Raw genomic sequence first — 26,676 nt, 5'->3', positions numbered from 1 at the left:
ATCGGCGTGTCATGACAATAACTTCATGATCACCCGGTGGGCCGGGGCCGCCGGGCGGGGAGTTGGTAGGGAGGGGTGGGTGGGTTACGGGTGGGACAGGCGGGTGAGGGTGGCGATGTCGGCGGCGTGGCCCACGTGCTTCTCGCTGGGGGTTTCCACCACGATCGGGACGCCAGCGGTCGCCGGGTGCGCCATCAGCTCGGCGAAGGCGGGCTCGCCGATGCTGCCCTTGCCGATGTTCTCGTGCCGATCCCGGGTGGAGCCGCACAGGTCCTTCGAATCGTTGGCGTGGATCAGCCGCAGCCGGTCCGCGCCGACAGTGGCCACCAGGGTGTCCAGCGTCGACGTCATGCCGCCCTCGGCCGCCAGGTCGTGGCCGGCCGCCCAGGCGTGGCAGGTGTCGAAGCAGACCCCGAGCATGGGATGCCCGTCCACCGCGTCCAGGTAGGGGCCGAGTTGCTCGACCCGGGAGGCCAGTGACCGGCCACCGCCGGCGCTCGGCTCGACAAGCAACATCGGCCCACCAGCGTCGGCAGCCCAGTCGAGCAGCGGCAGCAACACCTCGCGGACCTGTCCCATCGCCGCCTCGGCGTGCCCCTCGTCCACCGAACTGCCCGCGTGGAACACCACCCCGCGCGCGCCGATCGCCACGCCCCGACGAAGCGCGTGGGCCAGCGTCTGACCCGACTTCTCGACGGTGGCCGGGGTGGGCGAGCCGAGGTTGACCAGCAGCGCGGCGTGGATGAACGCGGGAATGCCCCGCTCGGCGCAACCGTCGCGGAACAGCGCGTCCTGCACCGGGTCGCCGTTGGGCAGCGCCCAGCCTCGCGAGTTGGAGACGTAGACCTGCACCACCTGCGCACCGGTCGCGTCGGCGTACGGCAGGGCAGCCTTCGCCAGCCCACCCGAGGTCGGAGTGTGCGTGCCCACCGGCCGCGCGGAGATCGGCGGCATCAGAAGCACGTCAGTGTGACCGGGGTGCCGGGCGCCACCTGCGAATTTTCGCCCGGGATCTGGATCCGGACCACGGCGTTCGGGTTGATCGCCATCGTCACCGGGTAGCCCTGGCCCTCCAGCGCCTGCTTGGCCTGCTGGCACGGCAGGTCGATCACCCGCGGCATGACGACCAGCGGCGGGCCCTTGCTGACGTCCAGCTTGACCTCGGTGCCCTTCTCCACGCCGGCGCCATCGGCGGGGCTCTGGCCGAGGATCTCGTCCCTCGGCTTGTCGGAGTCCTTGTAGTTCTCCTTCAGCACCAGGTTGAGCTGGGCCAGGGTCGTCCGGGCGTCGGTCAGGCTCTTGCCGACCAGGTTCGGCACCGTCACCGGCGCCCTGCCCCGGCTCAGAATGAGGGTGACCTTCGCACCGGGTTTGACCTCGGTGCCCACCTTGGGGGAGCTTTCCACCACGACCCCGGCCGGCAGGCTGTCGTCGTAGCGGGGGGTTCCCTTGGCCACCACCAGCTTCACGTTGACCAGGTCCGCCTCGGCGAGCTCGAACTCCTTGCCGATCACATCCGGTACGGGGAAACGCTCCGGACCGAGGGAGAGGGTCAGGGTGATCGTGCCACCCTTGACGATCTCGGCAGCGGACGCCGGGTTCTGCTCCAGCACGCTGTCCTTCGGGGCTTTCTCGTCGAAGCGCGGCTCAGCGTACTTGACGAGAAGCCCGGCGCGGTCGGCCTTCGCCTGCGCCTCGGCCTTGCTCAGGCTCACCAGCTGCGGAGCGTCCGTGTAGCGGCCGACGCCGAACCACCAACCCCCGAGCGCGGCCACCAGGCCCAGCGTCACGACGACCGCCGCGACGGCCAGCCGGCCACGGGGGTTGCTCAGCACCGTGCTGCGCAGCACGGCGAGCCGGGCGCCCAGGCCCTCCGCCGGCTCCGGGGCGGCGCGACGCCGCCCCGGCCCCTGGCTGCTGGCGCCCTCGGGCAGTCGTGCCCACGACGGGCGGTTGGCCGGCTGGAGCGTCGCCACCATCATGGTCGGCTGGGAGAGCGACGGTGCGTCACTGACCGGGCGGAGTACTGCGGTGTGGCTGTTGGCGTCGCCCAGACGATCCCGGGCCACCTGCACCTCGGCCAACAACGCGCCAGCGTCGGCGGGCCGCGCTCCCGGGTCGCGGCGGGTGGCCCGCTGCACCAGGTCGTCGAGGACCGACGGCAGGCCCGGCACCAGCGTCGAGGGCGCCGGCACGTCCCGGTCGACGTGCTGCCAGGCGACGTCCACCGGGCGGTCCCCGTCGTACGGCACCCGGCCGGTGAGCATCTCGAACAGCACGATGCCGGCCGAGTAGACGTCGGTGCGCGGATCGGCGCGGCCCTCGGTGACCAGTTCCGGGGCGACGTACGCCACGGTGGCCATCAGCTGGTTGCCCTGCTCCTCGTCGGCGCTCGCCTCGACCGCCCGGGCCAGCCCGAAGTCGGCCACCTTCACCACGCTGTCGACCAGGTTGGCGACGCCACCGGTAGGCGCTTCCGCGACCAGCACGTTCTCCGGTTTGACGTCGCGGTGCACGAGACCGGCTCGGTGCGCGGCGGCGATCGCGGCGAGCATCTGCTCGGCGATGGCCAGCGCCTCGTCCGGGTTGAGCCGGCGACGCTCGGCCAGCACGTCACGCAGCGTGCGGCCACGGACGTACTCCATCACCAGGTACGGGAGGCCGGCGTGCGTGCCCTGGTCGTAGACCGCCACCACGTTCGGGTGGGTCAGCCGGGCGATGGTCTTCGCCTCGTCGGTGAACCGAGCCACGAAGTTGGCGATCCGGGCCCGGGCCTCGCTCGCCTGGGTCGGGTGAATGATCTTGACAGCGACGGTGCGCTCGAGGCGTTCGTCGGTGGCGGTGTACACGGTCGCCATGCCACCACGGGCCACGCGACCGCGAATGCGGTAGCGCCCGTCGATCAGCGAGCCCAGCAACGTGTCGGCGACCTGAGTGTCCATCGGCAGGCAGTCTATGTGTCCAGAGGGTGAAGGATGAACAGGATGCTACAGCCGTACACCGAACTGGTCCCTCCCGACGCGTTTCCCGCCCCTTGTTCGCTGGTCAGCGACGATCAGGGAAGAGGACGCAGAAGGGCCGCCCGGGGTGCCGGTGGCTCGTCGCGGCGGCGGCGTGGCAGGGTTGTCGGGTGACCGAACCCGTACCCGACCAGGCCGCTCCCGGCCTGGAGCTCGCCGGCCCCACCGACCCGGCCGACTGGTTGACCCTGCCCGACGTCGCCGAACGCCTCGACGTGTCGATCAGCAAGGTGCACCAGATGATCCGTGACCGGGAGCTGTTGGCGGTCCGCCGCGACGGCGTCCGCCGGATCCCAGCGGACCTGGTTGCCAACCAGACCGTGCTCAAGCACCTGCCCGGCGTGCTCAACCTGCTCGCCGACAACGGCTACGACGACGAGGCCGTCCTGCGCTGGCTCTACGAGCCGGACGACACCCTCCCCGGCGCCACCCCAGCCGCCGCCCTCTCCGGCGATCAGGCCCGCGAGGTGAAACGCCGAGCCCAGGCCCAGGGCTTCTAACTCCGTACCCCCGCGTTGATCATGAGGTTGGTGGCGCGGCACGCCGAGGCTAAGGCCGCCAACCTCATGACCAAGCCTGGAGGCGGGGGCCGGGTGGGGTTAGTCGGACCGGCGGGTTGCGGCTATGGCCAGGTCGACCAGGGCTTGGCGGGCCTCGGTGTCGAGGTCGACGGCGGTCAGGGCGGCCAGGGCGGCGTCGGTGAGTGTGGTGATCCGCTGTTCGGTACGGGCCAGCGCCCCACTTCCCGAGATCACCTCGCGGAGCCGGGCCACGCCGTCCTCGTCCAGCTCCGGGTCGCCGAGCCGGCCGAGCAGCAGCTCACGACCCGCGTCGTCGGTGGCCTCCACTGTCGCCGCCACCAGATAGGTGCGCTTGCCCTCGCGTAGGTCGTCCCCGGCCGGTTTGCCGGTCAGCGCCGGGTCGCCGAAGACCCCCAGCACGTCGTCGCGGAGCTGGAACGCCTCGCCCAGCGGCAGCCCGTACGCCGAGTAGGCCGTCCGCACGTCCTCCGGCGCGTCGGCCAGCGCGGCGCCGAGCAGCATCGGGCGCTCAACCGTGTACTTGGCGGACTTGTACCGGGCGACCTTGCTGGCCCGTTCCACCGAGGTGTCCCCGGTGACCTGGGTGAGCACGTCGAGGTACTGCCCGACGGTGACCTCGGTGCGCATCTCGTCGAAGACCGGCCGGGCCCGGGCCAACGACCACAGGTCCAGGCCGGCGGAGTGCAGCAGCTCGTCGGACCAGACCAGACACAGGTCACCGAGCAGGATGGCCGCGGCGTCGCCGAAACCGTCCGGGTCGCCGCCCCAGCCAGCCTCCCGATGCCGGGTGGCGAAGCGTCGGTGCACCGCGGGCTCGCCGCGACGGGTGTCGGAACGGTCCATCAGGTCGTCGTGGATCAGGGCGCTGGCCTGGACGAACTCCAGCGCGGCCAGGGCGGTCAGCACCTGGTCGCCGTCCAGCCCGCCGGCCCCTCGGAACCCCCAGTAAGCGAATGCGGGACGCAGTCGCTTGCCGCCGCCGAGCACGAACGCCTCGATCGCCTCGGCCACCGGACCCAACGCCTCGTCCACTGCGGCGAGCCGGACCCGTTGGCCGGCCAGGAACTCGGTGAGAGCCTTGTCGACCCGCTGCCGAAGGCCGGCGCGGTCGACGGGAGACACGGGAGCAGCGTGGGTCACGCCCCGACGCTAGCCGGTCGTCCGTGCTCGTGCTCCACCGCCACGCGTAGTCCCGCCGGTGCGCCCGGGACCCGCCCGCCCGGCCGGTCGCGCGCCGGCCGCCGCGGCGCGGCCCGGCCCGGTGGCCCGCGTCGAGCCGGCTCGACGGGTCGCCGCGGCGGCCTCCGCGAGCACCACCAGCGGCACGTCCAGGACGACGGCGAGCCAGCCGAGCCAGAACCCGCCCGGCACGCGACGCTGTCGCTCCCACCGGGAAACCTCGTGCCGACTCAGCGTCGGCACCCCGGCGGCGGCACACAACTCGGCGGCGGCTCGCTGCTGGCTCCAGCCACGGGCCAGTCGGCGCCGGGCCAGCAGCGGCCCGAGCTGCACGGGGCGCGGCGATGCGGGCGGGATCATGTGTCCTCCTGGCGGGCGTCGGTGCGGTGACGACCTACCCGCCCGACCGGACGGGACCGGCGTCACCGCTCGGTTGCTGACCCCCGCGCGGGATCAGGGGCCACCCCCGCCGCCCCTCCCGCACCGTCCCTTCCTACAGCGGAGGTACGACGCCTTTCCGCCGTCGGTCGAGGCGCGGTGCGACACCGTCCACCGGCTCACGGCGGACCCGGGTGAAGCCGCCCACCGGCTCACGGCAGACCGGGTGAGGCCGCCCACCGGACCGGGCGGCACCGGCCGCTGGGTGGGAAGGGCCTGGGTCCTGGTGCCATCGACCGCTAGAGTCGGGTCGTGGCGCTCGGTCTTCCCTCGACACTCCCCAATCCGCAGCCGGCGATCGGGGAGCTCATCCGTGAGCACCAGCCGACCTTCTCGTTCGAGTTCTTCCCGCCCAAGACCGAGGCGGGGGAGCAGCTGCTCTGGCAGGCCATCCGCGAGCTGGAGTCGCTGCGCCCGTCGTTCGTGTCGATCACGTACGGCGCCGGCGGTTCGACCCGGGACACCACAGTGGCGGTGACCGAGCGGATCGCCACCGAGACCACCCTGCTGCCGATGGCCCACCTCACCGCGGTCAACCACTCTGTCGCCGAGCTGCGGCACGTGGTCGGCCGGCTCGCCGGGGTGGGGGTGCGCAACGTGCTGGCTGTTCGTGGCGACCCCCCGGGCAACCCGGGCGGTGAGTGGATCCGTCACCCCGAGGGCGTGGACTACGCCGAGGACCTGGTCCGGCTGGTGCGTGACGCCGGCGACTTCAGCGTCGGCGTGGCGGCCTTCCCGTACAAGCACCCCCGCTCGCCCGATGTGGCCAGCGACACTGCCCAGTTCGTCCGTAAGTGTCGGGCCGGCGCGGAGTTCGCGGTCACCCAGATGTTCTTCGACGCCGACGACTACCTGCGGCTACGTGACCGGGTGGCCGCCGCCGGCTGTGACACCCCGATCCTGGCCGGCGTGATGCCGGTGACCCAGTTCAGCACGATCGAGCGATCCGTGCAGCTGTCCGGTGCGCCGTTCCCACCGGCGTTGGCGGCCCGCTTCGAACGCGTCGCCGACGACCCGGACGCCGTCCGCCGGCTCGGCATCGAGCAGGCCAGCGAGATGTGCCGCCGGCTGCTGGACGAGGGCGTGCCGGGGATCCACTTCATCACCCTCAACCGGTCCACCGCGACCCGCGAGGTCTGGCAGAACCTGAAGGCCGGCGCCCGCGTGTGAACGATGCGCCTGCGACACCTGTTGCCCGGCACGACGGTTGATCCGTGGTGGGCACACAGCTGAACTGGGATCAGTACGCCACGGCGTGGGCGCGGTTGCACGGCGGGTTCGACCCTCGGGTCGCCGCGCCGGTGGTGCGCGCCTGGCTGCGATTCGCGTACCACGTCGGATATGTGCTGGGTCGACTGCGGGTCAGCCCCACCGCTGTCACAGTGGCCGGGGTGCTGCTCTGCTTCTGCGTACCGTTGCTGGTGGGCCGGCCGGGGGACGGGCCGTTCCTCGGCGCGCTGTTCGTGCTGCTCGCCGCCGTGGCGGACAGCGTGGACGGTGCGGTGGCGGTCGCCACCGGCCGCACCACCCGGCTCGGCTACGTCTACGACTCGGTCGCCGACCGGCTCGGTGAGGTGGCGTGGCTGCTGGCGTTCTGGCTGGTCGGCGCGCCGGGTGGGCTGGTCGTCGCGGGCGGCGCGCTGTCCTGGTTGCACGAGTACGTCCGGGCGCGGGCGGTCGCCGCCGGCATGCGGGAGATCGGCGCGGTGACAGTGGGGGAACGCCCCACCCGGGTCTCGGTGGCGCTGGCCGGTTTGCTGGTCGCCGGGCTGGCCGGGCTGATCGAGCCGGACCTGGCCGCCGGCACCATCACCATGGCGACAGCGGTCTGGGTGCTGCTGGCCGGTTTCGGCCTGGGGCAACTGCTCTCCAGCATCCGCCGCGCCCTGCTCGACGCCGACTGAGTGAGCCAGCGGCCGCAGACACCGGCTGAAAGGCGCTGACCGGGACAGGCGCCGGCTGGAGCAGGCCGGGTCTACCAGGCGGGGCCGATCTCGTCGGCGACGATCTGCGCGGAGAGGGTCACCATCGGCAACCCGCCGCCCGGGTGGGTGGAACCACCCACGAGCCACAGCCCGTTCGCCGGCCCCCGGTTCGCCGGGCGGAGCAGCCCACCGGCGGTGCCGTAGATCGAGCCACCTGGCGCGCCGGTCGCCACGTCCAGGTCGGCCGGGGTACGGATCTCGCGGAACAGCAACCGGTCACGCACGTCCACGCCGCGCCGCGCCAACACGTCCAGGATCCGGTCGGCGTACGCGTCGGCCAGCCCCGGGCGTCGCCAGTCGACAGCGCCCGCAGCGGTGCCCTGCCGGGCGGCGTTGACCAGCACGAACCACGCCTCGTGTCCGGCTGGGCGGACCATCGGGTCGTCGGCCACTGTGACGAACACCGCCGGGTCGGCCGCCGGCCGGGCCCGTACACCGCGCCCGGGGTCACCGAATACCGCGTCGAACTCGGCGTCGTAGTCGTCCGGGAAGAAGACATTGTGGTGGGCCAGCCCGGTGCTGCCGGAGACGCCGAGCAGCAGCACGAAGCCGGCGAGGCTGCGGTCGGTCAGCGCGGCCAGCCGACGCGGGTGCGGCAGCAGGTCACGGTAGACGGTGAGCGCGTCCACGTTGGCCACCACCACGTCGGCGGGCACCGGGGTGGTGACGCCGGCGAGGCGTACCCCGTGCACCCGGCCGCCGGTGGCGTCGATCCGTGTGACAGTGGCGTCGGTCTGCACGACCACGCCGAGGTCCAGGCAGCGGGTCAGCAGCGCGTCGGCGAGCGTGCCCAGCCCGCCGCGCAGGTACCAGCCACCGAAGGCCAGCTCGGCGTAGGGGACTGCGACCAGCGCCGCCGGTGCCCGACGTGGGTCGGCGCCGGTGTAGGTGGCGTACCGGTCCAGCATCATCCGCAGCCGCGGGTCGGACAGGTGCCGGCGGCCCAGGCCGCGCAGACTGCGGCCCGGGGCGATGGCGGCCAGGTCGCCGACGCGCCAGGCCAGCGACGCGAGGTCGCGGGGGGAGTCGACGGTACGACGCAGGATGTCCCGTGAGGAGGCCTGCCACACCCGCGCCGCTCGGCGCCACAGCCGCTGCCAGTCGGCGGCCGCCCGGTCACCGAACGCGGCCCCGATCCGGGCGGTGAACTCCGCCGGGTCGGCGCACGAGTCCAGGGTCGGGCCACCGTCGGGAAAGATGTGTCGGACGATCGGGTCCAGCGGGACCAGGTCCAGGTATTCGTCGAGCTTCGCCCCGGTCGCCTCGAACAGGTCGTGGAAGACCTCGGGCAGGGTGAGCAGGCTCGGCCCGGTGTCGAAGTGGAACGACCCGGCCGGGGTGTCGTGCGCGTACCGGCCGAGTTTGCCGCCGACCGTGTCGGCCCGCTCGAAGACGGTCACCTGATGCCCGGTAGCGGCCAGCCGGGCGGCGGTGGCGAGGCCACCCACCCCGGCGCCGACGACCACGATCCGCGCCATGCCGCGTCCTCCCTAGCTGACCGGGCGGCCCCGCCAGGTCAGGCGGCGTCGCTTTCGCAGATGGTACGACCGCAGGGTCAGCCAACCGAGGACCACGACCGACACGGGGTGTGCGAGCGCGTCGGGCCACCACCGGCCACCGGTCGCGCGGGCGGTGAGCACCCGCCCGGCCACCCCGAGCACGTACGCGGCCAGGCCCACGGCGGCCACCCTCGGTGCGCCGGCCGCCGCACCCGTCAGCGCGATCAGCGGTGGGGCGGTGTAGAGCAGCAGCAGCGCCGCCACCACGGCTGCCGCCGCGCCCTGGTGCCCGAACGACGCCCAGAGCGACTTCGAGTACCCGTCGCGCAGTTGCGGCCAGTTGTCGTACATCCGGCAGGTGGCCAGCCGGGAGCCGTCGGCCAGGGCGATCCGCCCACCGGCCCGCTTGACCGCCCGGGCCAGCTCGACGTCCTCCAGGATCTTGTCGGCGACCGCGGCGTGCCCGCCGGCGGCGGTGTAGCCGGCCCGGTCCACCACCAGGAACTGCCCGCCCGCCGCGGCCAACGACGGCCGCGACGAGCGTTCCATCGCGCGCAGCGGCAGGAAGGTCAGCCAGAGCCACTGCAACAGCGGCTGCACCAACCGGTCGCCGGCCGTCGCCACCACGATCCGGGGGTACGGCGACAGCAGCGTCACCCGGGCGGCGCGCAACTCGGTGACGGCGGCGGCCACGGCGTGCGGGGCGAGCACCACGTCGGCGTCGACGAAGACCAGCGCGGTGGCGTCCGGGTCGGCCCGGGTGGCCAACTGCCAGCAGGCGTGCGGCTTGCCCAGCCAGCCCGGCGGTGGGGCGACCCCGGTGAGCAGCGTGACCCGGGGGTCGTCGCCGGCCACCGCGCGGACCACGTCGGCGGTGCCGTCGGTGGACCCGTCGTCGAGGACCACGACGCGTAGCCCTGGTACGCCCCGCTGGGCCAGTAGGGCGCGCAGGCAGGGCGTGACCCGGGTGGCCTCGTCGCGCAGCGGCAGCAGCACTGTGACCGGCTCGTCGACGTCGTCGGGCTGGTCGGTGGGTCGGCGCAGCCACCGGGTGGCGTTGAGCCAGGTGTGCCCGGTCAACGCGGCGACGGCGATGAGCAGGGCGAGCAGGACGGTCATCGGGTCGCGTCGACGCCGGGGCGGTGTGGCTGGTGGGCCTCCCGACCGGAGTCACCGCCCCGGCGGGCACGCAGGAGGGTCACCGTCAGGGGTACGGCGGTCACCGACATGCCGGCGGCGCCCCAGAGCGCCGAGGCGGGCAGGTCGAGGAAGACGGCGTGGGCCAGGATGCTGGAGAAGTACGTCCACAGGTACAGCGCGACCATCGGGTGGTCCCGCCGATCGGTGTGCGCGGCGGCCGGCCCGGCCAGCGGGCGCAGCGCGCTCATCATCAGCACCGCGAACAGCAGCCAGCCCAGGTAGTTGCTGACCGGGATGCCGGCCAGGCCGGGCAGGGCCGGGGTGGCGTCACGCCAGACCCAGTAGCCCTCGGCCACCATCTGCGGGTCGAGGAAGAGGTCCCAGGCGGCCAGCCCCACGGTGGCCAGCGCGATCCGCCCCACCCATCGACCCACAGCGGGCCCGCTGCTGCTGGCTGTCGGCCCGCTGCCGCCCGCCGTTGCGTCCCTGCCGCCGGTCAGTCGGACCGCTGCCAGCCAGGCCGGCCAGGCCATCCAGGTCCAGGCCAACGGAATGATCAGCGGCACGCCGGCCAGCTTGGGGCCCAGCTCTCCGGAGTAGTCGTAGCTGCCGAACGGCACACCGGTGGCCACCCCGATCGCCTCGATCGCGAACCCGCCGCCGGTGGCCACCGCGACCAGCGCCGCCGCCACCCGTGGGCCCCGGCTGAGCAGCGCGTGGCCGACCGAGAGCAGCCAACCGAGGACGACGGTGGCCACTGTGAGCCCCGCCCGGGTGGCGCCGGTGGTGAGCGGGTAGCAGATCTGGGCGAGCACCAGGACGGCGAGCAGCGTCCAGGAGATCCGCCGGGTCATGACGCCGGTGGCTCGAGCGGCAGATCCCGACCGAGTACGCCGAACGGTCGCTCGTCGCCGGGGAAGTGGAAGTCGCGCAGCACGTCGACGAAGCCGAACCGTCGGTACAACCGCCAGGCTCGCGAGGTCTGCTCGTCGGCCTCCGGGGTGGACAGCAGCACGGTGTCGCCCTCCGCCATGCCGAGCAGCGCGCGTAGCTGACCGGTGCCCAGGCCGTGCCCCTGCGCCGGTGGCCGGACGTGCAACTCGACCACCTCGAAGCAGTGGGTGAGCCAGCGCGTGCGGGTCGGGGCGTCCAGTGCGCGGTGCACCTGGTCGTGCCACCACTGGCCGGAAGCGCCCAGGTAGCCGTAGCCGAAGCCGGCGAGGTGACCCTCGCTGGTCAGGCTGGCGACCGCCCGGAAACCCGGCCGGCGGACGTGGGTGGCGATGTAACCGCGCCGGGCTTCCAGCAGATCGGTGCGGTATCCCATCGCCTCGCCGTAGACGGCCACCACGTCGTCCAGCCGCCGGACGAGATCGTCCGGCGTCCAGCGCACCAACCTCATGCCCGTCCACCCTTCACCGTTTCCGGGCCGCCGTCGGCGACCCACCCGAGCACCGACCGGTCGCCGACCACGTCGCGTACCTCGAACCGGGCGAACAGCTCCTCGGCGTACCAGCCCGCGGTGGGGGTTCGCATGATCGCCGCCCGATGCTCCGGGTGACGGTACGCGAACGCCACCAGGTCCGTCGGGTCGCGCCACACGCTCACCGTGCCCTGCCAACCCAGCGGGGCCTCTCCGACCCCGAACCGGGCCAGCAGGCCGGGCGCGTCGCGCAGGGCGGCGGCCACCGGCGGGATCGCCCGCCAGAAGGTGGCCGCCCGGCGGGCCCGCAGCCGGGCCCGGGTCAGTGCCAGCACCGGGCCGGTGACCCGGCCGCCCGACGGGTCGCCGAACGGTTGCTGGCCGGACCACTCGCCCCGGCTGGTCAACGGGCTTAGGTCGATTCGCGCCTGGGCGTGGGCGATGCGCGCCCAGGCCCGTCCGACCGGCGAGTCGTCGAAGCCGGCCGCCGCGGCGGGAGAGTCCCAGACGGTCAGCGCCGCCCACCGGGTCAGGTCGGCGTCCCGTGGCCCGAAGTCGGTGCCGGTTCCGGTGCCCAGCAGTTTGCCGAACCGGACGCCGGGGAGGGCCCGCAACCGGCGGGGGTCCATCGCCATCCGGGTCAGCGCCCGGGGCAGCGTGCCACGGGAGGTCCGCCACACGTGCAGCGTGACCAGTTCCGGAGCGGCACTGCTGCTTCGCTCGCTCACGCCACCTCGGCCGGGGTGCCGGCGGTGACCCGCAACAGCTCGGTGTAGGTGGTCGGGAAGACCGCCTGGGGTACGCCACCCGCGGCCCAGATCTCCGGGTACGTCGCCAGCGCCGTGTCCACCAGGGTGCGCAGCGGGTGCGGGTGCCCGAGTGGGGCGACCCCGCCGATCGGCTGCCCGGTGTGGGCCCGGACGAACTCCGGGGTGGCCCGGCGCAGTCGGGTGACGCCGATCGATGCCGCCAGACCGGCGGTGTCGACCCGGTGTGCGCCGGAGGTGAGGACGAGCAACGGCGTGTCGTCCGCGTCGAAGATCAGTGAGTTGGCGATCTGGCCGACCTCGACGTCGAGCGCCTCGGCGGCCGCCGCGGCGGTGTGTACCGCGTCGGGCAGCAGACGGACCATGCTGGGCTCACCGGCGCCGTCGAGCGTGCCGGCGGCGGTGAGCGCGTCCTGCACCGCCCGTACGTTCGGGTGTGGCTGCATCCCGCCATTCTTCCCGGTCCGTTGGTGGCCGGTTCAGTCGGCCGGCACGCTCGGCGCGTCACACGTTGCATTTTCGTCGGAGGGGAGGTGTACTGTCAGCAGCAGTTAGAACGAGTGTTCGATTGCCTCGAACGCCCGTTCCAACCAGCCGGAGCGCGGCGTTTCGCGGCGCCACCTCCGGGCGGTGCGGCTCCGCGGGCCGCACCTGGGTTTCCGGGCAGTCGCGAGCCTGGTCCCAACAGGCAGGAGCGTCGCCCACCGCCCACGACCCCCGGGCGGCGGGCGACGCACCCGCCGGTCCGCCGGCCGGGTGTGGTGTGGGGAAGCATCCACACCCGGCCGGCCACACCCGGTGCGTCTTCCTCCGCACCACCCCGACCTCGGCGTCTCGTCGGTGGCATCAGCCACCGCAGTGACGTCTCGGCCACGTGGAGGAGAGACATCCATGCCGACCAACCCGGCTCAGGCACCGACGGTGCCGGCGCACGTGCTGCCGCACCGCACCCCCGCCCAACTCCTCACGTTGGCCCGCCGTGGGCTGGTCGAGGCCGGCCAGACCCGACCTGACGGCCTGCGCTACGCAGCTGCCCACCTGGCCGCCCTGCGCGCGGCGGCGGCTCTGCTCGCCGCCCGGGCCCGACCCGCGCCGAGTCGACGCAACCGGATCACCAGCGTCTGGGTCCTCCTCTGCGCCGTCGCTCCCGAGCTCGACGAGTGGTCCCGGTTCTTCGCCGCGGGGGCCAGCAAGCGTGCCGCCGCCGAGGCCGGCATCCCCCGGGTGGTCAGCGCCCGGGAGGCCGACGATCTGCTCCGCGCTGCCGAACAGTTCGTCACGGTGGTGGAAACCGCGCTCGGCGTGGCCCACCAACCGGCCCTGGACGGCCTCGCCGCCTGATCCCGCCGTGCCACCGGCCGCCCTGCGGGGGGAGCCGGGCGGCCGGTGGCACGGCGTGCCGGTCCTGATCTGATCCACAGCAACGACGGGGGAGTTGGTCCAATGGCGGGCCGCATGGTGGTCGGTTCCGCCGCGCTGGCCGATCTGGTGCGCCCGGCGAGCGCGCCCGACCCGGTCGGTGGCCACCGAGTGCTGCCGGTGGTGCCCGAGCTGACCGGTCTGCTGCCCAACCGGGGTCTGCGCCGGGGCAGCACCATCGCGGTCGCCGCCGGCCAGCCCCGCCGCAGCGGTGGCACCTCGCTGATGCTGGCCCTGCTCGCCGAGGCGTCCCGGGCCGGCTCGTGGTGCGCCGTGGTCGGGGTGCCGACGTTCGGCGCGGGCGCGGCGGCTGAGTTGGGCATCGCCCTGGACCGGCTGGCCCTGGTGCCGAACCCCGGCCCCGAGTGGGCCACAGTGGTCGCCGCGCTGATCGACGGGGTGGACGTCGTGGTCACCACAGTGCCGGCCTCGGTCTCCGCCTCGGTCGCCACCCGGTTGGCGGCCCGGGCCCGGCAGCGCGGCAGCGTGCTCGTCCCGTACGGCCGGTGGGACGGCGCGGATGTGACGCTGCAGGTGGTCCGGGGAGTCTGGGAGGGGCTCGGGCTGGGCCGGGGGCGGTTGCGCCGCCGGGAGATCACCGTCTCGGCGCGCGGGCGCGGGGCAGCCGCCCGGCCCAAGGAGATCAAGGTCTGGCTCCCCGGTGACGAGCTGACCCGGGTGATCCCTCGTACGCTGCCGTCGCCCGTGGGCCGATCGGCCGCGCCACTCGCGCTGGTCGGTCGGGGATGACCGGCGCGCCGGCACGCACGCTGCTGCTGTGGTGCCCGGACTGGCCGGTGCTCGCCGCCGAGATCGTCGACGGGGTGCCGGCGACCGGCCCGGTCGCCGTGCTGCACGCCAATCGGGTGGTCGCCTGCTCCGAGCGGGCCCGCGCCGAGGGGGTGCGTCGAGGGCTGCGCAAGCGGGAGGCGCAGGGGCGCTGCCCGCAGCTCACCGTCGTGGAGTACGACCCCGGTCGGGACGCCCGGGCGTTCGAGCCGGTGGTCGCCGCGGTGGAGGAGTTGGTCGCCGGCGTCGAGGTGGTCCGTCCGGGGGCCTGCGCGGTGGCCGCCCGGGGGCCGGGCCGCTACCTCGGCGGTGAGGAGGCGGCCGCTGAGCGGATCATCGAGCACGTGGCGCAGTCGTGCCTGGTGGAGAGCCAGGTCGGCATCGCCGACGGGGTGTTCGCGGCCGGGTTGGCCGCTCGCGCCGGCCGGGTGGTGGCACCGGGTGGGACACCAGAGTTCCTGGCCGGGTTGCCGGTCGAGGCGCTCGGCCGGTCGGCGCTGGCCGACCTGCTGCGTCGGCTGGGCGTACGCACCCTCGGCGACTTCGCCGCCCTGCCGGCCGGCGACGTGCTGGCCCGGTTCGGGTTCGACGGTGCGCTGGCCCACCGGCTGGCCGCCGGGCGGGACCACCGCCCACTCGCCGTCCGGCAGCCGCCGGCCGACCTGACGGTGACCGCCGAGCACGACGAGCCGATCGACAGGGTCGACGCGGCGGCGTTCGTGGCCCGGGCGCTGGCCGAGCGGTTGCACGAACGGCTGGCCGGGCACGGGCTGGCCTGCACCCGGCTCGGCATCGAGGCGGTCACCGAGCACGGGCAGGAGCTGCACCGGGTATGGCGGCACGATGGCCTGCTCACCGCCTCGGCCATCGCCGACCGGGTGCGCTGGCAGCTCGACGGGTGGCTCTCCGGCAGCAACGGCCGCGCCGGTGCCCGGCCGGCCCGACCGACGGCCGGCATCATCCGGCTGCGACTGATACCGGACGGGGTGATCGCCCAGGCCGGTCTGCAGGCCGGCCTCTGGGGGGAGACCGGCGAGGAGCGGGAACGCGCGCACCGGGCGTTGAGCCGGGTGCAGGGCATCCTCGGCCCGGAAGCGGTGGTCACCGCGGTGCTCGGTGGTGGGCGCTCCCCGGCCGACCAGGTGCGACTGGTGCCGTGGGGCGACGAACGCGTCCCCGCCCGCCCTGGCCCGCCGGCCGATGCCGGCGCCGACCCGGGCACCGGCCGGGGTGGAGGCGGGGCTCCGCCGTGGCCAGGCCGGCTGCCGGCGCCCGCGCCGGCGGTGGTGCTGCCCAACCCGCTCGCGGCGACGGTGCACGACGCCGCCGGCGAGCCGGTGGTGATCAGCGCGCGGTTGGCGGTGAGCGCCCCACCGGCTCGGCTGGTGGTCGGCACCGGCCAGCCGGCGGAGATCGTGGGCTGGGCCGGCCCGTGGCCCGTGGACGAGCGGTGGTGGGCGCCGGTCGAGGCCCGTCGACGGGCCCGGTTCCAGGTCAGCCTGGCCGACGGTGCCGCCCTGCTGCTGGCCGTCGAGGCCGGGCAGTGGTTGGTGGAGGCGATCTATGACTGAGCCGGTGCTCCCCAGGTTTGCGGCGGATGCCCCGACGAGGGCGGCTCGATGAGCTTTCACAACCCGAAGATGCCCTGGTCGGAGCTGGAGCGGGTGCTCTCCGGGCGGGCCAGCGGCGGCGGCCGGTCGGGCGGCGGTCGGTCGCGTGAGGAGCGGCACCTGCACGTGGTGGACCCGCTCGCCGTGGACGCCGACGGCGGTGACTCCCCGGCCTGGAGCCGTAAGCGCCAGCAGTACGAGCCACCGGAGCTGACCCGCCCCGACGGCGTGGTGCCCTACGCGGAGCTGCACGCGCACACGAACTTCAGCTTCCTCGACGGCGCCAGCCACCCGGAGGAGCTGGCCGAGGAAGCGGCCCGGCTGGGGCTCACCGCGCTCGCCGTCACCGACCACGACGGCTTCTACGGGGTGGTCCGCTTCGCCGAGGCGGCTCGGACGCTGGGCCTGCCGACCATCTTCGGCGCGGAGCTGTCCCTCGGCCTGCCCGGCCCGCAGAACGGCGAGCCTGACCCGCACGGCGCGCACCTGCTGGTGCTCGCGCACGGCCACGAGGGGTACGCCCGGCTGGCCACCACCATCGCCCGCGCCCAGCTACGCGGCGGGGAGAAGGGCCGCCCGGATTACGGGGACCTGGAGGAGGTCGCCGCCGAGCTGCGTGACCATGTGCTGGTGCTGACCGGCTGCCGCAAGGGGCACGTGCCGGGGGCGCTGCTCACCGACGGGGTGGACGCGGCGGCCCGCGAGTTGGACCGGCTGACAGCGCTCTTCGGCGCGGAGACGGTGGCAGTGGAGCTGACCGACCACGGCCACCCCATCGACGCCGACCGTAACGACGCGCTCGCCGAGCTGGCCGCCGCAGCCGGGTTGCCGACGGTGGCCAGCAACAACGTGCACTACGCCAGCCCTGGCCGGCGTCGGCTGGCCACCACCGTCGCCGCGGTCCGGGCCCGACGCAGCCTGGACGAGATCGACGGCTGGTTGCCCGCGGCGGCCACCGCCCACCTGCGCAGCGGCGCGGAGATGGCGGCCCGGTTCGCCGCGTACCCGGGTGCGGTGGCGCGGGCCGCCGAGTTCGGCGCCGAGTTGGCCTTCGACCTTCAGCTCGTCGCGCCGCAGCTACCGGCGTACCCGGTGCCGCCGGGGCACACCGAGATGAGTTGGCTGCGGAAGCTGACAGCTGACGGGGCGCACGAGCGCTACGGGCCGCCGCAGGCGCACCCGACGGCGTACGCGCAACTCGACCACGAACTGAACATGATCGAGGAACTGGGGTTCCCCGGCTACTTCCTGGTGGTCTACGACATCGTCACGTTCTGCCGTGACCAGGACATCTACTGCCAGGGTCGGGGTTCGGCGGCCAACTCGGCGGTCTGCTACGCGTTGCGGATCACCAATGTGGACGCGGTCCGGCACCAACTGCTCTTCGAGCGGTTCCTCGCCCCGGAACGGGACGGCCCACCCGACATCGACGTGGACATCGAGTCCGACCGCCGGGAGGAGGTGATCCAGCACGTCTACACCCGTTACGGCCGGGAGCACGCCGCCCAGGTCGCCAACGTCATCTCCTACCGGCCCCGGTCGGCAGTGCGGGACGTGGCCAAGGCGTTCGGCTACTCGCCGGGGCAGCAGGACGCCTGGAGCAAGCAGATCGACAGGTGGGGCTCGGTCGCCACTGTCGATGTCGAGAACATCCCCGAGCAGGTGGTGGAGTACGCGAACGAGTTGCAGACGTTCCCACGGCACCTGGGCATCCACTCCGGCGGCATGGTGATCTGCGACCGGCCGGTGATCGAGGTCTGCCCGGTGGAGTGGGGGCGGATGCCCGGGCGCAGCGTCCTGCAATGGGACAAGGACGACTGCGCCGCTGTGGGCCTGGTCAAGTTCGACCTGCTCGGCCTGGGCATGCTCTCCGCCCTGCACTACGGCTACGACATGATCGGGTCCCGGCTCGACCTGGGTGACATGACCCTGGACGACCCGGAGGTCTACGACATGCTCTGCCGGGCCGACTCGGTCGGGGTGTTCCAGGTGGAGAGCCGGGCCCAGATGGCCACCCTGCCCCGACTCAAGCCCCGCGAGTTCTACGACCTGGTGGTCGAGGTGGCGCTGATCCGCCCCGGTCCGATCCAGGGCGGTTCGGTGCACCCGTTCATCCGCCGCAAGAACGGTCAGGAGCCGGTGACCTTCGCGCACCCGCTGATGCGCAACGCCCTGGAGAAGACCCTTGGTGTGCCGTTGTTCCAGGAGCAGCTGATGCAGCTCGCCATCGACCTGGCCGGCTTCGACGCGGCCGAGGCCGACCAGTTGCGCCGGGCGATGGGCGCGAAACGGTCGGTCGAGCGGATGACCCGGATCGCCGACCGGCTCTATGCCGGGATGGCCGAGCGGGGCATCACCGGTGAGCTGGCCGACGACGTCTACCGCAAGCTCACCGCGTTCGCCAGCTACGGCTTCCCGGAGAGCCACGCGATGAGCTTCGCCTACCTGGTCTACGCCAGTTCCTGGCTCAAGCGTTACCACCCCGCGCCGTTCCTGGCCGCGCTGCTCAACGCCCAGCCGATGGGTTTCTACTCGCCGCAGACCCTGGTCGACGACGCCCGCCGGCACGGGGTGGAGGTCCGTCGTCCGGACATCAACGCCAGCGGGGCCCTGGCGGTGCTGGAGTCCACCCCGGAGACCCGGTGGGGCAGCGGGCCGGGGGAGCCGCCGCACGCGTGGGGGCTGGGCGGCCCCGCCGTCCGGCTCGGCCTGTCCAGTGTGCGGACCCTCGGCGTCGACGTGGCCGAACGGATCGAGGCCGAACGGGCCGTCGGCGGGCCGTACCGGGACATGCCGGATGTGGCCCGGCGGGTCGGTCTCACCGCCGCGCAGCTGGAGGCGTTGGCCACTGCGGACGCCTTCGCCTGTTTCGGGCTGACCCGGCGGCAGGCGCTGTGGGCCGCCGGCGCGGCGGCCCAGGACCGACCGGGTCGGCTGCCCGGCACTGTGACCGGCGCGGCGGCACCCACGCTGCCCGGGATGGAGGCGGTGGATCGGCTGGTCGCCGACGTGTGGGCCACCGGGCTGTCGCCGGAGAGCCATCCCGCCCGGTTCATCAGGGGTCAGCTCGACGTGCTCGGCGCGGTGCCGATCGCCCGGCTCGGCAGGGTGGAGCCGGGGCAGCGGATCCGGGTCGGTGGCATCGTCACCCACCGGCAACGCCCGGCGACGGCGGGCGGGGTCACCTTCCTCAACCTGGAGGACGAGACGGGGATGCTCAACGTCACCTGTTCGCCGGGGCTGTGGCAGCGCTACCGGCGGGTGGCGCGGACCAGCGCCGCGCTGGTGGTCCGGGGGCGGTTGCAGCGAAACGAGGGAGTGACCAACCTGATCGCCGACCGGCTGGACGCCATCGAGCCACCGGTGAGTCCGGCATCCCGTGACTTCCGCTGATTCAGTGATCCACATTACGGTTTCCCGAGCCGTCGAGCGGGAGACTCGTCCCGAGCGGGCAGAGCGGCCCGTGATCCGTGAGGGGGAACGACAGTGACGGGAAATCACGCGTACACCGGTGGAATCGCCAACGCCCGGCGGACCCGACTGGGCACCGGCTGGGTGCCGTCGCACCTCGCCGACCCCCGCGAGTACGAGGTGACAAACGGTCCGGTGGCCAACGAGCGCCGGTCCCGGGCGGAGGACGAGGCCGAGGGCACCGAGGCCTGACCGGCCGCCGCGCCACGCACCGATCGGGCGTGTGGTGGGCGCCCCCCGCCACACGCCCGCACCACCACCGGGCCGGGTGACTAGGCTCGGCCGGGTGGAGCAGACCCCAGGCCGGTTCGCCGAGCCGCCGCTGACACCCCGCACCGCCGTGATCTGGTCGGTGCTCCGCGCCGAGCTGGACCGGCGCGGCGACGCCGAGCTCACAGTGCTGGACGTGGGCGGCGGCACCGGCGGTTTCGCCGTTCCGCTGGCCCGCGCCGGGCATCGGGTCACAGTCGTCGACGCCAGCCCCGACGCGCTCGCCGCGCTCACCCGCCGCGCCGCCGAGGCCGGGGTGGCCGACCGGATCGTCGCCGTGCAGGGCGACGGTGACGCCCTCGCCGGGCTGGTCGAGCCGGCCGGCGTCGACCTAGTGCTCTGCCACGCAGTCCTGGAGGTGGTCGACGACCCGACGCCGGTGGTGACCGCGCTGGCCACCGCGCTGCGCCCGGGTGGCGCGGCCAGTGTGCTGGTGGCCGGCCGGGCCGCCGCCGTGCTGGGCCGTGCGATGAACGGGCACCTGGACGTCGCGACCACCCTGGCCGCCGATCCGGCCGGCACCGCTGGCCCGCGCGACACGCTGCGCCGACGCTACGACGCCCCCGGCGCCGCCGCGCTGCTCGGCGCCGCCGGGCTGGTGGTCGAGGAGATCCACGGGGTACGCGTGCTGGCCGACCTGCTGCCTGCCGCTGTCGCCGATGGGCAGTCCGCCGCAGTGGTCGAGCTGGAACGTGCGCTGGCCGTCCAACCGCCGTACCGGGACCTGGCCGCCCAACTGCACCTGTTCGCCCGCCGGCCGGCATGACCGCCGAGGCCGGTGGCCGGCCGGCGCCGCTGGAGATCCTCGGGCCGGGCCACGGCGGGGGTCGCCTCGCCGACGTGCTGCCCAGCGCGCTGGCGGTGCTCGGGGTGCCCGGCTCGACCGACCCGCTGGGGCTCCGGCCCGCGCTGGCCGGGGTACGCCGGATCGCCGTGCTGCTCGTCGACGGGCTCGGCTGGTACCAGCTGCCGACCGCGGCCCCGTACGCGCCGACCATCGCCGGGCTCGCCGCGACTGTGGCCCGGCCGCTCATCGCCGGTTTCCCGTCCACCACTCCGACCAGCCTGGTGTCGCTGGGCACCGGTGCCGCGCCGGGCGCGCACGGCGTGCTCGGCTTCACAGTGCGGGTGCCCGGCACCGATCGGGTGCTCACCCACACCGACTGGGCCGCCGATCCGTCGCCGCTGCGCTGGCAGCCGGTGCCCACCCAGTTGGAGCGGGCCCGCGCTGCCGGGGTGACGACGAGCGTGGTGAGTCGGCCGGAGTTCGGCGGCAGCGGGTTGACGGTGGCCGCCAACCGGGGCGGCGACTTCCGGGGCGCCGCCGGCGGGGACGCGGTGGCCACCGCCATGCTGGCCGCGCTGGCCGCCGGGCCCGGGCCCACACTGGTCTCCGGCTACCACGCCGACCTGGACCGGCACGGCCACATCAGCGGCGTCGACTCGGCGCCCTGGCGGGTCGCCGCGACCGAGGTGGACGCCCTGGTGACCCGACTGGTCGACGGGCTGCCGCCGGACGCCGCGCTGCTGGTGACCGCCGACCACGGGCAGCTCGACATCCCTGCCGCGCACCGCTTCGACCTGGACACCGATCCGCGACTGCGCGCCGGCGTGCGGCTGGTGGCCGGCGAGGCCCGGGTGCGTTACCTGCACGTCGAGCCGGGCGCTGTCGACGACGTGCGGGCCGCCTGGTCGGAGGTGCTGGGTGCCACGGCCCGGGTACGCACCCGCGACGAGCTGGTGGCCACCGGCTGGTTCGGGCCGGTGGCCGAGGAGCACCTGGGCCGGATCGGCGACGTGGTGGCGATCTGCAACGACACGTACGCGGTCATGGCCAGTCGCACCGAGCGGCCGATGGCGTCGAAGTTGGTGGCCTACCACGGGTCGGACACCGCGGCGGAGCTGACAGTGCCGCTGTTGGTCGTCCGGGGCTGACCCGCTGACGGTTCGGCCCGCTGGCCGATGGTGGTGTCGTACCTCCGGGTTAACCTGCCGGGATGGGCCGCAGCCAGTCGTTGCCCCGGGGCGACGATCCGCGCTTCGGGCCGGACGCCGACGACTCCGCCAGCCCGATCCTGCACGTCGACATGGACGCCTTCTTCGCCGCCGTCGAGGTGCGTCGTCGCCCCGAGCTGCGCGGCCGGCCGGTGATCGTCGGCGGTGTCGGCCCGCGCGGGGTGGTCAGCTCGGCAAGCTACGAGGCCCGCCGGTACGGCGTCCGCAGCGCGATGCCGACCAGTCAGGCGAGGGCCCGCTGCCCCCACGCGGTCTACCTGCCACCGGATTTTTCCGCCTACACGGCCGCCTCCCGGGCCGTCATGCAGATCTTCCGAGACGTCACGCCGCTGGTGGAGCCGCTCTCCCTCGACGAGGCGTTCCTCGACGTGACCGGTGCCCGTCGGCTCTTCGGCTCTCCGGCCACCATCGCCCGGCTGATCCGTCGCCGAGTCGCCGACGAGCAGGCGTTGACCTGCTCGGTCGGGGTGGCGCCGACCAAGTTCGTGGCCAAGCTGGGCTCCACCCGGGCCAAGCCGGACGGCCTGCTGGTCGTGCCCCCGGGGCAGGTGCTCGACTTCCTGCACCCGCTGCCGGTGGACGCCCTGTGGGGGGTGGGGGAGCGCGCCGCCGAGGCGCTACGCCGGCTCGGCCTGAGCACAGTCGGCGACCTCGCCGAGGCGCCGGTGGGCATGCTCCGCCGAGCCGTCGGTGCCGCCTCGGCGTCGCACCTGCACGAGTTGGCCTGGGGGCGCGACCCGCGCGGGGTCAGCCCCGAGCACGTCGACAAGTCGATCGGCGCCGAGGTGACCTTCGACGTCGACGTGGCCGACCCGTTGGAGATCCGCCGCGCGTTGCTGGCGCTCAGCGCGAAGGTCGGTGTCCGGTTGCGCGGCTCCGAGCAGGTCGGGCGCACCGTCTCACTCAAGGTCCGGCTCGCCGACTTCCGCACCGTCAGTCGATCTCGCACCCTCGACGTTCCCACCGACACCGCCCGCGAGATGTTCGACACGGTCTGGGCGCTCTACACCGCGTTGGACCCCGGCGAGCGGATCCGACTCGTCGGTGTCCGGGTGGAAGGACTCGCCCCGTCGCAGGGCGCTCCCCGGCAACTCACCCTCGGCGCGCCCGAGCGTGGCTGGCGCGAAGCGGAAGCTGCCGCGGACGCCGCCGCTGCCCGTTTCGGGCGGTCCGTCATAGGTCCGGCCAGTCTGATGGGCGACCGTGATCCCCGTCGAAACGAAAATCCACCCCGCCCATAGGTCGTCCCGCTTTCCGACGCGCGACCCCCCTCGTAGACTTGCGGGTAAGCAGCCGGTTGGCTGCCACGGTCTGTCGGCCCGAGTGGGCCCGACCAACGTGACCGGGGAGGAGTGCCGTGCCGCTCTCGGAGCACGAGCAGCGGCTGTTCGAGCAGATCGAGCGGTCGCTTGCCGAGGACCCCAAATTCGCCTCGGCCGTGCGCGCCAGCGATCCGCGCTTCCATGCGCGGCGTCGCCTGCTCGTCGCCGCCGGCGTCATCATCGCTGGCTTGGCTCTACTGGTCTATGGCGCGGTGATCAAGACTCCACCGCTGGCGGTGGCGGGCTTCGTCGTCATGCTGGCGTCGGCCGCGTTCGCGGTGCAGTCGCACCGGCGGGCGCAGTCACCCGACCTGCACGTGGTGGGCGGCACGACGAGTCGTCGTCGTCCCCGCGGTGGCCGATCCGGTCGCCGGTCGTCAATCCTGGACCGCATGGAGGACAGGTGGCGGCAGCGCCCGGAGGGGCACCGCTGAGCCGGTCCCGCCGCTGAGGCGGGCCGTACGCCGCGACGAGCGGTCGCCGGGCACAGCCCCCGGCGACCTCCGTCGTATCCGCGCGCCCTTACCCGGTTCGCGTCCTCTGCGCTGCGCCTTCTCCCGCGTGATCGTGCTTGGTCTGGGGTCTTCTCCCGCGACTTCTTCCGCCTGATCGTGCTCGGTCTGTGGTCTTCTCCTGCGACTTCTCCCGCGTGATCGTGCTCGATCCGTGGCCTTCTCCCGCGCCTGCTCCCGCTGATCGTGCTCGGTCTGGGGTCTTCTCCCGCGCCCGCGCCCGCTCCCGCATGATCGTGCTCGATCCTGGAAGTAGTGGCATCGTGTGCGAGGGGAGGGGCCTCTTTCCTGGATCGAGCACGACCTTGGGCGGTCCCGGTAGTCGTTGAGCCGCTGCGCCCGGTCGGATCCGCGCGGAACGACGTCGCCCCGACCAGCGGCATGATCGACTCGAGTTCCGCGTGATCGGGGGCACCCGGCCACCGGAGACCGCGACTTCACCGCACCACTGCGCAGACCCGACGTCGCCCCGGGCCTACGCCTCGCTCGGCCCGCGCGGCCTACGCCTCGCTCGGCCCGCGCGGCCTACGCCTCGCTCGGCCCGCGCGGCCTACGCCTCGCTCGGCCCGCGCGGCCTACGCCCCGCGCGGCCCGCGCGGCCTACGCCCTACTCGGCTACGCCTCACCCCGACACGGTGCCGCTGCGCCGGACCGGCGCACCCACCCTGGCGCACCCATGATCACTCGGTGAGCAGCAGCTGCCAGAAGCTCTGCAACTACTGATCATCAAGTGATGATGAGCGGTGGCGGGTGCGCCGGAGCGCTGGTGCGGGGGTGGGTGCGTTGGGTTTCGGTCAGCGTGCGGCCCGGTCGGCCAGCAGCCGACGAGGGTTCCACCGCAGCAGTCGGTACCGGGCCTGACCGGTCAGCGCCACCATCCGGCTGGACCTGTCGGCCATGGCGGTGCGCCAGCGCAGCAGCACCGAGGGCGGCAGCACGGCGGCGAGGAGGCGGGTCCGCCGGTCCGCCCGTGTCGCGAGCGCCGCACGGACCGCGCGTAGCGCCGGCAGCAACCGCTCACCGGTCAGCGGATCCCGCGCGTAGCGGGCCCGCTCCTCCGCCCGGCCGAGCAGCCGCGCGGACCCGATCGCGTCGTCATCGTCGAGGGAGTCCCGGACAAGCCGGTCCGCTGTCGCCCTGGGCGTCTCGGTCGGATCGACCGGGACCCGGAAGTCCACAAGCGTGTCGAGCAGTTCCGCCCAGGCGGCGTGCGCGTCCGCGCGGGCCTGGTTGGCGTCCGCGCTGACCATCACCGGACGTGCCCCCGGCTCCGTGCCGCCGTCGACTCTCGCGGAGGCCATCGCCCCGCTCGCCGCGCGGCCACTGCGTCGGCGGCGCAGGGTCATCCGGCGCAGGGCGGGCACCGCGAGCAGCACCAGCAGGGCCACCAGGCCCGCTGCCCACCAGGGCCAGACCGGTGGCTGCTCGTTCGGCGTCGCCCCGCCGAGGGAGAGCCCTTCGTCGGTGTCCCGGTCGGCGTTGTCCTGGCCGGTCGGCTCCGTCGAGGTGCCCGGGTCCGTCGGGGCGCTCGTGGCGTCGCTGCTCGGGCTGGGCGCCTCCGGCGCGTCAGTGTCCGGTGCCCAGGCTGACCGGGTGGAGCCGGGCACCCCGTACGCCGGGGTGGCGTCGAACGGCACCCAACCAGCCCCGTCGAAGTAGACCTCGGTCCAGGCGTGCAGGTTGAGGTTGGTCAGCGTGAAGGTGTCGCCGTCGCGCTTGCTGCCGTTGGTGAACCCGAACGCCACCCGGGCCGGAATGCCGGCCGAGCGGACCAGCCAGGCCATCGCGGCGGCGTACTGCTGGCAGTAGCCGACCTTGTTGGTCAAGAAGTTGACGATGTCCTGACCGCTGCTGCCGCTCTCGGTGCTCAACCGGTAGCTGAAGCCGTTGTCCGCCGAAAAGTGCCGGTAGATCGACAGCACCCGGTCGTAGTCCGTGCGCTTGCCCTGGATCAGCCCCTTGACCAGCTCCTCCACCTCGGGCACCGGCCCGGGGGTAGCGGTCATCTGTCGGCGTACGGGGTGTTCGGTCGGCAGCGGCTTCGCGGCCCGCAACGCCTCAGGCGTGAACGTCGAGCGGACGTAGTCGAAGGAGTACTTCCGACCGCGGGAGTTCTCCCGGTTGGAGAAGACGACCTGCTGGTTGGTGTCGTAGAGCCAGTTGTCGCTGAGGTCGTCGGCGCGGGTCGGCTCGGCGTACACCGGCATCAGCGACATGCTCAGGCTCTTGGTGACCTCGACGGTCGCCTGGTAGGTGGTCTGCTGCACGCCTGGACCGGCCCGGTCGGCCGGGTTCGGCAGGTCCCTGTTGACCGACCGGCCGCTGGGGTTGCGCGCCTGGAAACCAGCGGGGCGAAGCTCGTCGGCGACCGCGTAACGCAGGTAGAACGGGTTCTGCTCGGACGTCTTCACCTTCACCAGGTCGGCTACCTGGGACTGGTTGAGTTGGCCGGCGAGCGAGGCGAACAGGTCGATCCGACCCGACGTGCCGCCCGAACCGGACCCGTTGCCGGTGCCATTGCCCGGCCCTCGGCTGAGCGAGTCGAGCAGCCCGCCGGTCATGCCGGGCACCGCCAGTGGCAGCACCACCGCCAGCGCCACCCCGACCGCCGCGAGCCGACGGCCGGCGGAGGCCAGCGGAGAGGCCTCCCACACGTCGACGTCGCGGCCATCACCGGTGAACCGGCGCCCGAAGCGACGGACCCGGTCGACGTTGTCGGTGACCAGCAGCCAGAGGTAACCGGCGGCGCCCACCACGAACGGCACCGCGGGGACGCTGTCCACGTAGACGGCGACCGGCACCGAGTAGATGGCGAGCATCGGCAGCCCCGCCAGCGCGGGCCGGCGCAGCCCAACGGCCAGTACGTCCACCAGCACGGCGACTCCGCCGACGCCGAGCACGGCGATGAACAGCAGCGGGTCAGTGTCCGGGACCTCGACCCCGTACGAGCGCATGTCCTGCATGGAGCCGGCGAGCAGGTCGCCGAAGTACGCGAACGTGCCCGGGGTGGGCAGGATCGCGAGCAGCTCCTGGCCGCTGGGGAACAACCAGGTCAGGGCGAGCATCAGGCCGGCCAGCATGCCCAGCACCTGACCCCACAGCGGTGCCCGGGCGAGGCGGGTCAGCGCGGCCACCCCGGCCACCACGGCGACCGCGATGATGGACTCGATCAACCACGTCCAGCCCTGGAAGATGGCCGACAGCGGCGCGGCGGCCAGCAGCGTGGCAGCGGCCGCCACCATGCCGATGTTCCGACTGCTGATCATGAGGGGAG

General features: G+C 73.6%; 23 protein-coding genes. 12 read left to right on the top strand and 11 right to left on the bottom strand.

Annotated elements, in window-relative coordinates:
• Positions 1 to 84: 84 nt before the first annotated feature.
• A complete protein-coding gene (locus MED01_RS05315) occupies positions 85 to 954 on the bottom strand; it encodes a deoxyribonuclease IV (protein WP_238667405.1) in 870 nt (289 codons plus the stop codon).
• On the bottom strand, positions 954 to 2,942 hold the full coding sequence (gene pknB / locus MED01_RS05310) for a Stk1 family PASTA domain-containing Ser/Thr kinase (protein WP_238667404.1): 1,989 nt from the start codon (positions 2,940 to 2,942) through the stop codon (positions 954 to 956). Before pknB ends, MED01_RS05315 begins: the two co-directional genes overlap by 1 nt.
• A 188-nt stretch (positions 2,943 to 3,130) precedes the next feature.
• Here pknB and MED01_RS05305 point away from each other — a divergent pair, with 188 nt between their 5' ends.
• On the top strand, positions 3,131 to 3,520 hold the full coding sequence (locus MED01_RS05305; protein ID WP_091408069.1) for an Rv2175c family DNA-binding protein: 390 nt from the start codon (positions 3,131 to 3,133) through the stop codon (positions 3,518 to 3,520).
• Positions 3,521 to 3,619: 99 nt separating this feature from the next.
• Here MED01_RS05305 and MED01_RS05300 read toward each other — a convergent pair whose 3' ends face one another.
• Positions 3,620 to 4,702 carry a polyprenyl synthetase family protein gene (locus MED01_RS05300; protein WP_238667403.1) on the bottom strand — a complete coding sequence of 361 codons (1,083 nt, stop codon included), beginning with the start codon at positions 4,700 to 4,702 and terminating at the stop codon, positions 3,620 to 3,622.
• Positions 4,703 to 4,711: 9 nt separating this feature from the next.
• Positions 4,712 to 5,101 (bottom strand): helix-turn-helix domain-containing protein, encoded by a 390-nt coding sequence (locus MED01_RS05295; RefSeq protein ID WP_238667402.1) that lies wholly within the window; start codon positions 5,099 to 5,101, stop codon positions 4,712 to 4,714.
• A 330-nt stretch (positions 5,102 to 5,431) separates the two neighbouring features.
• Between MED01_RS05295 and metF the strand changes: the two genes are divergently transcribed.
• Both metF and MED01_RS05285 read left to right on the top strand, forming a co-directional pair.
• Positions 5,432 to 6,349, top strand: a complete 918-nt coding sequence (metF, locus tag MED01_RS05290; RefSeq protein WP_112623915.1) for a methylenetetrahydrofolate reductase [NAD(P)H] — start codon at positions 5,432 to 5,434, stop codon at positions 6,347 to 6,349.
• Positions 6,350 to 6,393: 44 nt separating this feature from the next.
• A complete protein-coding gene (locus MED01_RS05285) occupies positions 6,394 to 7,083 on the top strand; it encodes a CDP-alcohol phosphatidyltransferase family protein (RefSeq protein ID WP_112582773.1) in 690 nt (229 codons plus the stop codon).
• A gap of 71 nt (positions 7,084 to 7,154) precedes the next feature.
• On the opposite strand, the gene MED01_RS05280 is transcribed toward MED01_RS05285, so the two are convergent.
• The 6 genes from MED01_RS05280 to MED01_RS05255 are packed head-to-tail and all read right to left on the bottom strand — an operon-like array spanning position 7,155 to position 12,439.
• Positions 7,155 to 8,642, bottom strand: coding sequence for a phytoene desaturase family protein (locus tag MED01_RS05280; protein ID WP_238667401.1), 1,488 nt, complete (start codon positions 8,640 to 8,642; stop codon positions 7,155 to 7,157).
• A gap of 12 nt (positions 8,643 to 8,654) precedes the next feature.
• On the bottom strand, positions 8,655 to 9,782 hold the full coding sequence (locus MED01_RS05275) for a glycosyltransferase family 2 protein (RefSeq protein ID WP_238667400.1): 1,128 nt from the start codon (positions 9,780 to 9,782) through the stop codon (positions 8,655 to 8,657).
• Positions 9,779 to 10,657 carry a carotenoid biosynthesis protein gene (locus tag MED01_RS05270; RefSeq protein WP_238667399.1) on the bottom strand — a complete coding sequence of 293 codons (879 nt, stop codon included), beginning with the start codon at positions 10,655 to 10,657 and terminating at the stop codon, positions 9,779 to 9,781. Before MED01_RS05270 ends, MED01_RS05275 begins: the two co-directional genes overlap by 4 nt.
• Positions 10,654 to 11,205 carry a GNAT family N-acetyltransferase gene (locus MED01_RS05265; RefSeq protein ID WP_124817698.1) on the bottom strand — a complete coding sequence of 184 codons (552 nt, stop codon included), beginning with the start codon at positions 11,203 to 11,205 and terminating at the stop codon, positions 10,654 to 10,656. Before MED01_RS05265 ends, MED01_RS05270 begins: the two co-directional genes overlap by 4 nt.
• Positions 11,202 to 11,954 (bottom strand): monooxygenase, encoded by a 753-nt coding sequence (locus MED01_RS05260; RefSeq protein WP_238667398.1) that lies wholly within the window; start codon positions 11,952 to 11,954, stop codon positions 11,202 to 11,204. Before MED01_RS05260 ends, MED01_RS05265 begins: the two co-directional genes overlap by 4 nt.
• Positions 11,951 to 12,439 (bottom strand): YbaK/EbsC family protein, encoded by a 489-nt coding sequence (locus MED01_RS05255; RefSeq protein WP_238667397.1) that lies wholly within the window; start codon positions 12,437 to 12,439, stop codon positions 11,951 to 11,953. The genes MED01_RS05260 and MED01_RS05255 overlap by 4 nt, the downstream gene beginning before the upstream one ends.
• A 445-nt stretch (positions 12,440 to 12,884) precedes the next feature.
• Between MED01_RS05255 and MED01_RS05250 the strand changes: the two genes are divergently transcribed.
• The 9 genes from MED01_RS05250 (at position 12,885) to MED01_RS05210 (ending at position 23,324) form a co-directional block, all read left to right on the top strand.
• Positions 12,885 to 13,334 (top strand): SAV_6107 family HEPN domain-containing protein, encoded by a 450-nt coding sequence (locus tag MED01_RS05250; protein ID WP_007463070.1) that lies wholly within the window; start codon positions 12,885 to 12,887, stop codon positions 13,332 to 13,334.
• Positions 13,335 to 13,436: 102 nt separating this feature from the next.
• Complete coding sequence (gene imuA' / locus MED01_RS05245; RefSeq protein ID WP_196918923.1) at positions 13,437 to 14,162, top strand: DnaE2-dependent mutagenesis accessory factor ImuA'; 726 nt, start codon at positions 13,437 to 13,439, stop codon at positions 14,160 to 14,162.
• The gene (locus MED01_RS05240) at positions 14,159 to 15,772 is read left to right on the top strand and encodes a DNA polymerase Y family protein (protein ID WP_238667396.1); all 1,614 of its coding nucleotides are present in this window, start codon (positions 14,159 to 14,161) and stop codon (positions 15,770 to 15,772) included. Before imuA' ends, MED01_RS05240 begins: the two co-directional genes overlap by 4 nt.
• A gap of 48 nt (positions 15,773 to 15,820) precedes the next feature.
• Complete coding sequence (locus MED01_RS05235) at positions 15,821 to 19,204, top strand: error-prone DNA polymerase (RefSeq protein WP_238667395.1); 3,384 nt, start codon at positions 15,821 to 15,823, stop codon at positions 19,202 to 19,204.
• A gap of 93 nt (positions 19,205 to 19,297) precedes the next feature.
• On the top strand, positions 19,298 to 19,474 hold the full coding sequence (locus MED01_RS05230; protein WP_167492956.1) for a hypothetical protein: 177 nt from the start codon (positions 19,298 to 19,300) through the stop codon (positions 19,472 to 19,474).
• Positions 19,475 to 19,550: 76 nt separating this feature from the next.
• Positions 19,551 to 20,318 carry a methyltransferase domain-containing protein gene (locus MED01_RS05225; RefSeq protein ID WP_238667394.1) on the top strand — a complete coding sequence of 256 codons (768 nt, stop codon included), beginning with the start codon at positions 19,551 to 19,553 and terminating at the stop codon, positions 20,316 to 20,318.
• Positions 20,315 to 21,487 carry an alkaline phosphatase family protein gene (locus tag MED01_RS05220; RefSeq protein WP_238667393.1) on the top strand — a complete coding sequence of 391 codons (1,173 nt, stop codon included), beginning with the start codon at positions 20,315 to 20,317 and terminating at the stop codon, positions 21,485 to 21,487. Before MED01_RS05225 ends, MED01_RS05220 begins: the two co-directional genes overlap by 4 nt.
• 62 nt (positions 21,488 to 21,549) lie before the next feature.
• Entirely contained in the window at positions 21,550 to 22,809 is a 1,260-nt protein-coding gene (locus MED01_RS05215) for a DNA polymerase IV (RefSeq protein WP_238667392.1), read from the top strand.
• Positions 22,810 to 22,925: 116 nt separating this feature from the next.
• Positions 22,926 to 23,324 (top strand): SCO2097 family morphological protein, encoded by a 399-nt coding sequence (locus tag MED01_RS05210; RefSeq protein WP_030334542.1) that lies wholly within the window; start codon positions 22,926 to 22,928, stop codon positions 23,322 to 23,324.
• Between the two features lie 872 nt (positions 23,325 to 24,196).
• Here the strand turns inward: MED01_RS05210 and MED01_RS05205 are convergent.
• Positions 24,197 to 26,668 (bottom strand): transglutaminase TgpA family protein, encoded by a 2,472-nt coding sequence (locus tag MED01_RS05205; RefSeq protein ID WP_238667391.1) that lies wholly within the window; start codon positions 26,666 to 26,668, stop codon positions 24,197 to 24,199.
• Positions 26,669 to 26,676 lie beyond the last annotated feature (8 nt).

The organism is Micromonospora alfalfae (assembly GCF_022230925.1).
Taxonomy (GTDB): Bacteria; Actinomycetota; Actinomycetes; order Mycobacteriales; family Micromonosporaceae; genus Micromonospora; species Micromonospora alfalfae.
This window is presented reverse-complemented; position numbering and strand designations above follow the sequence as displayed.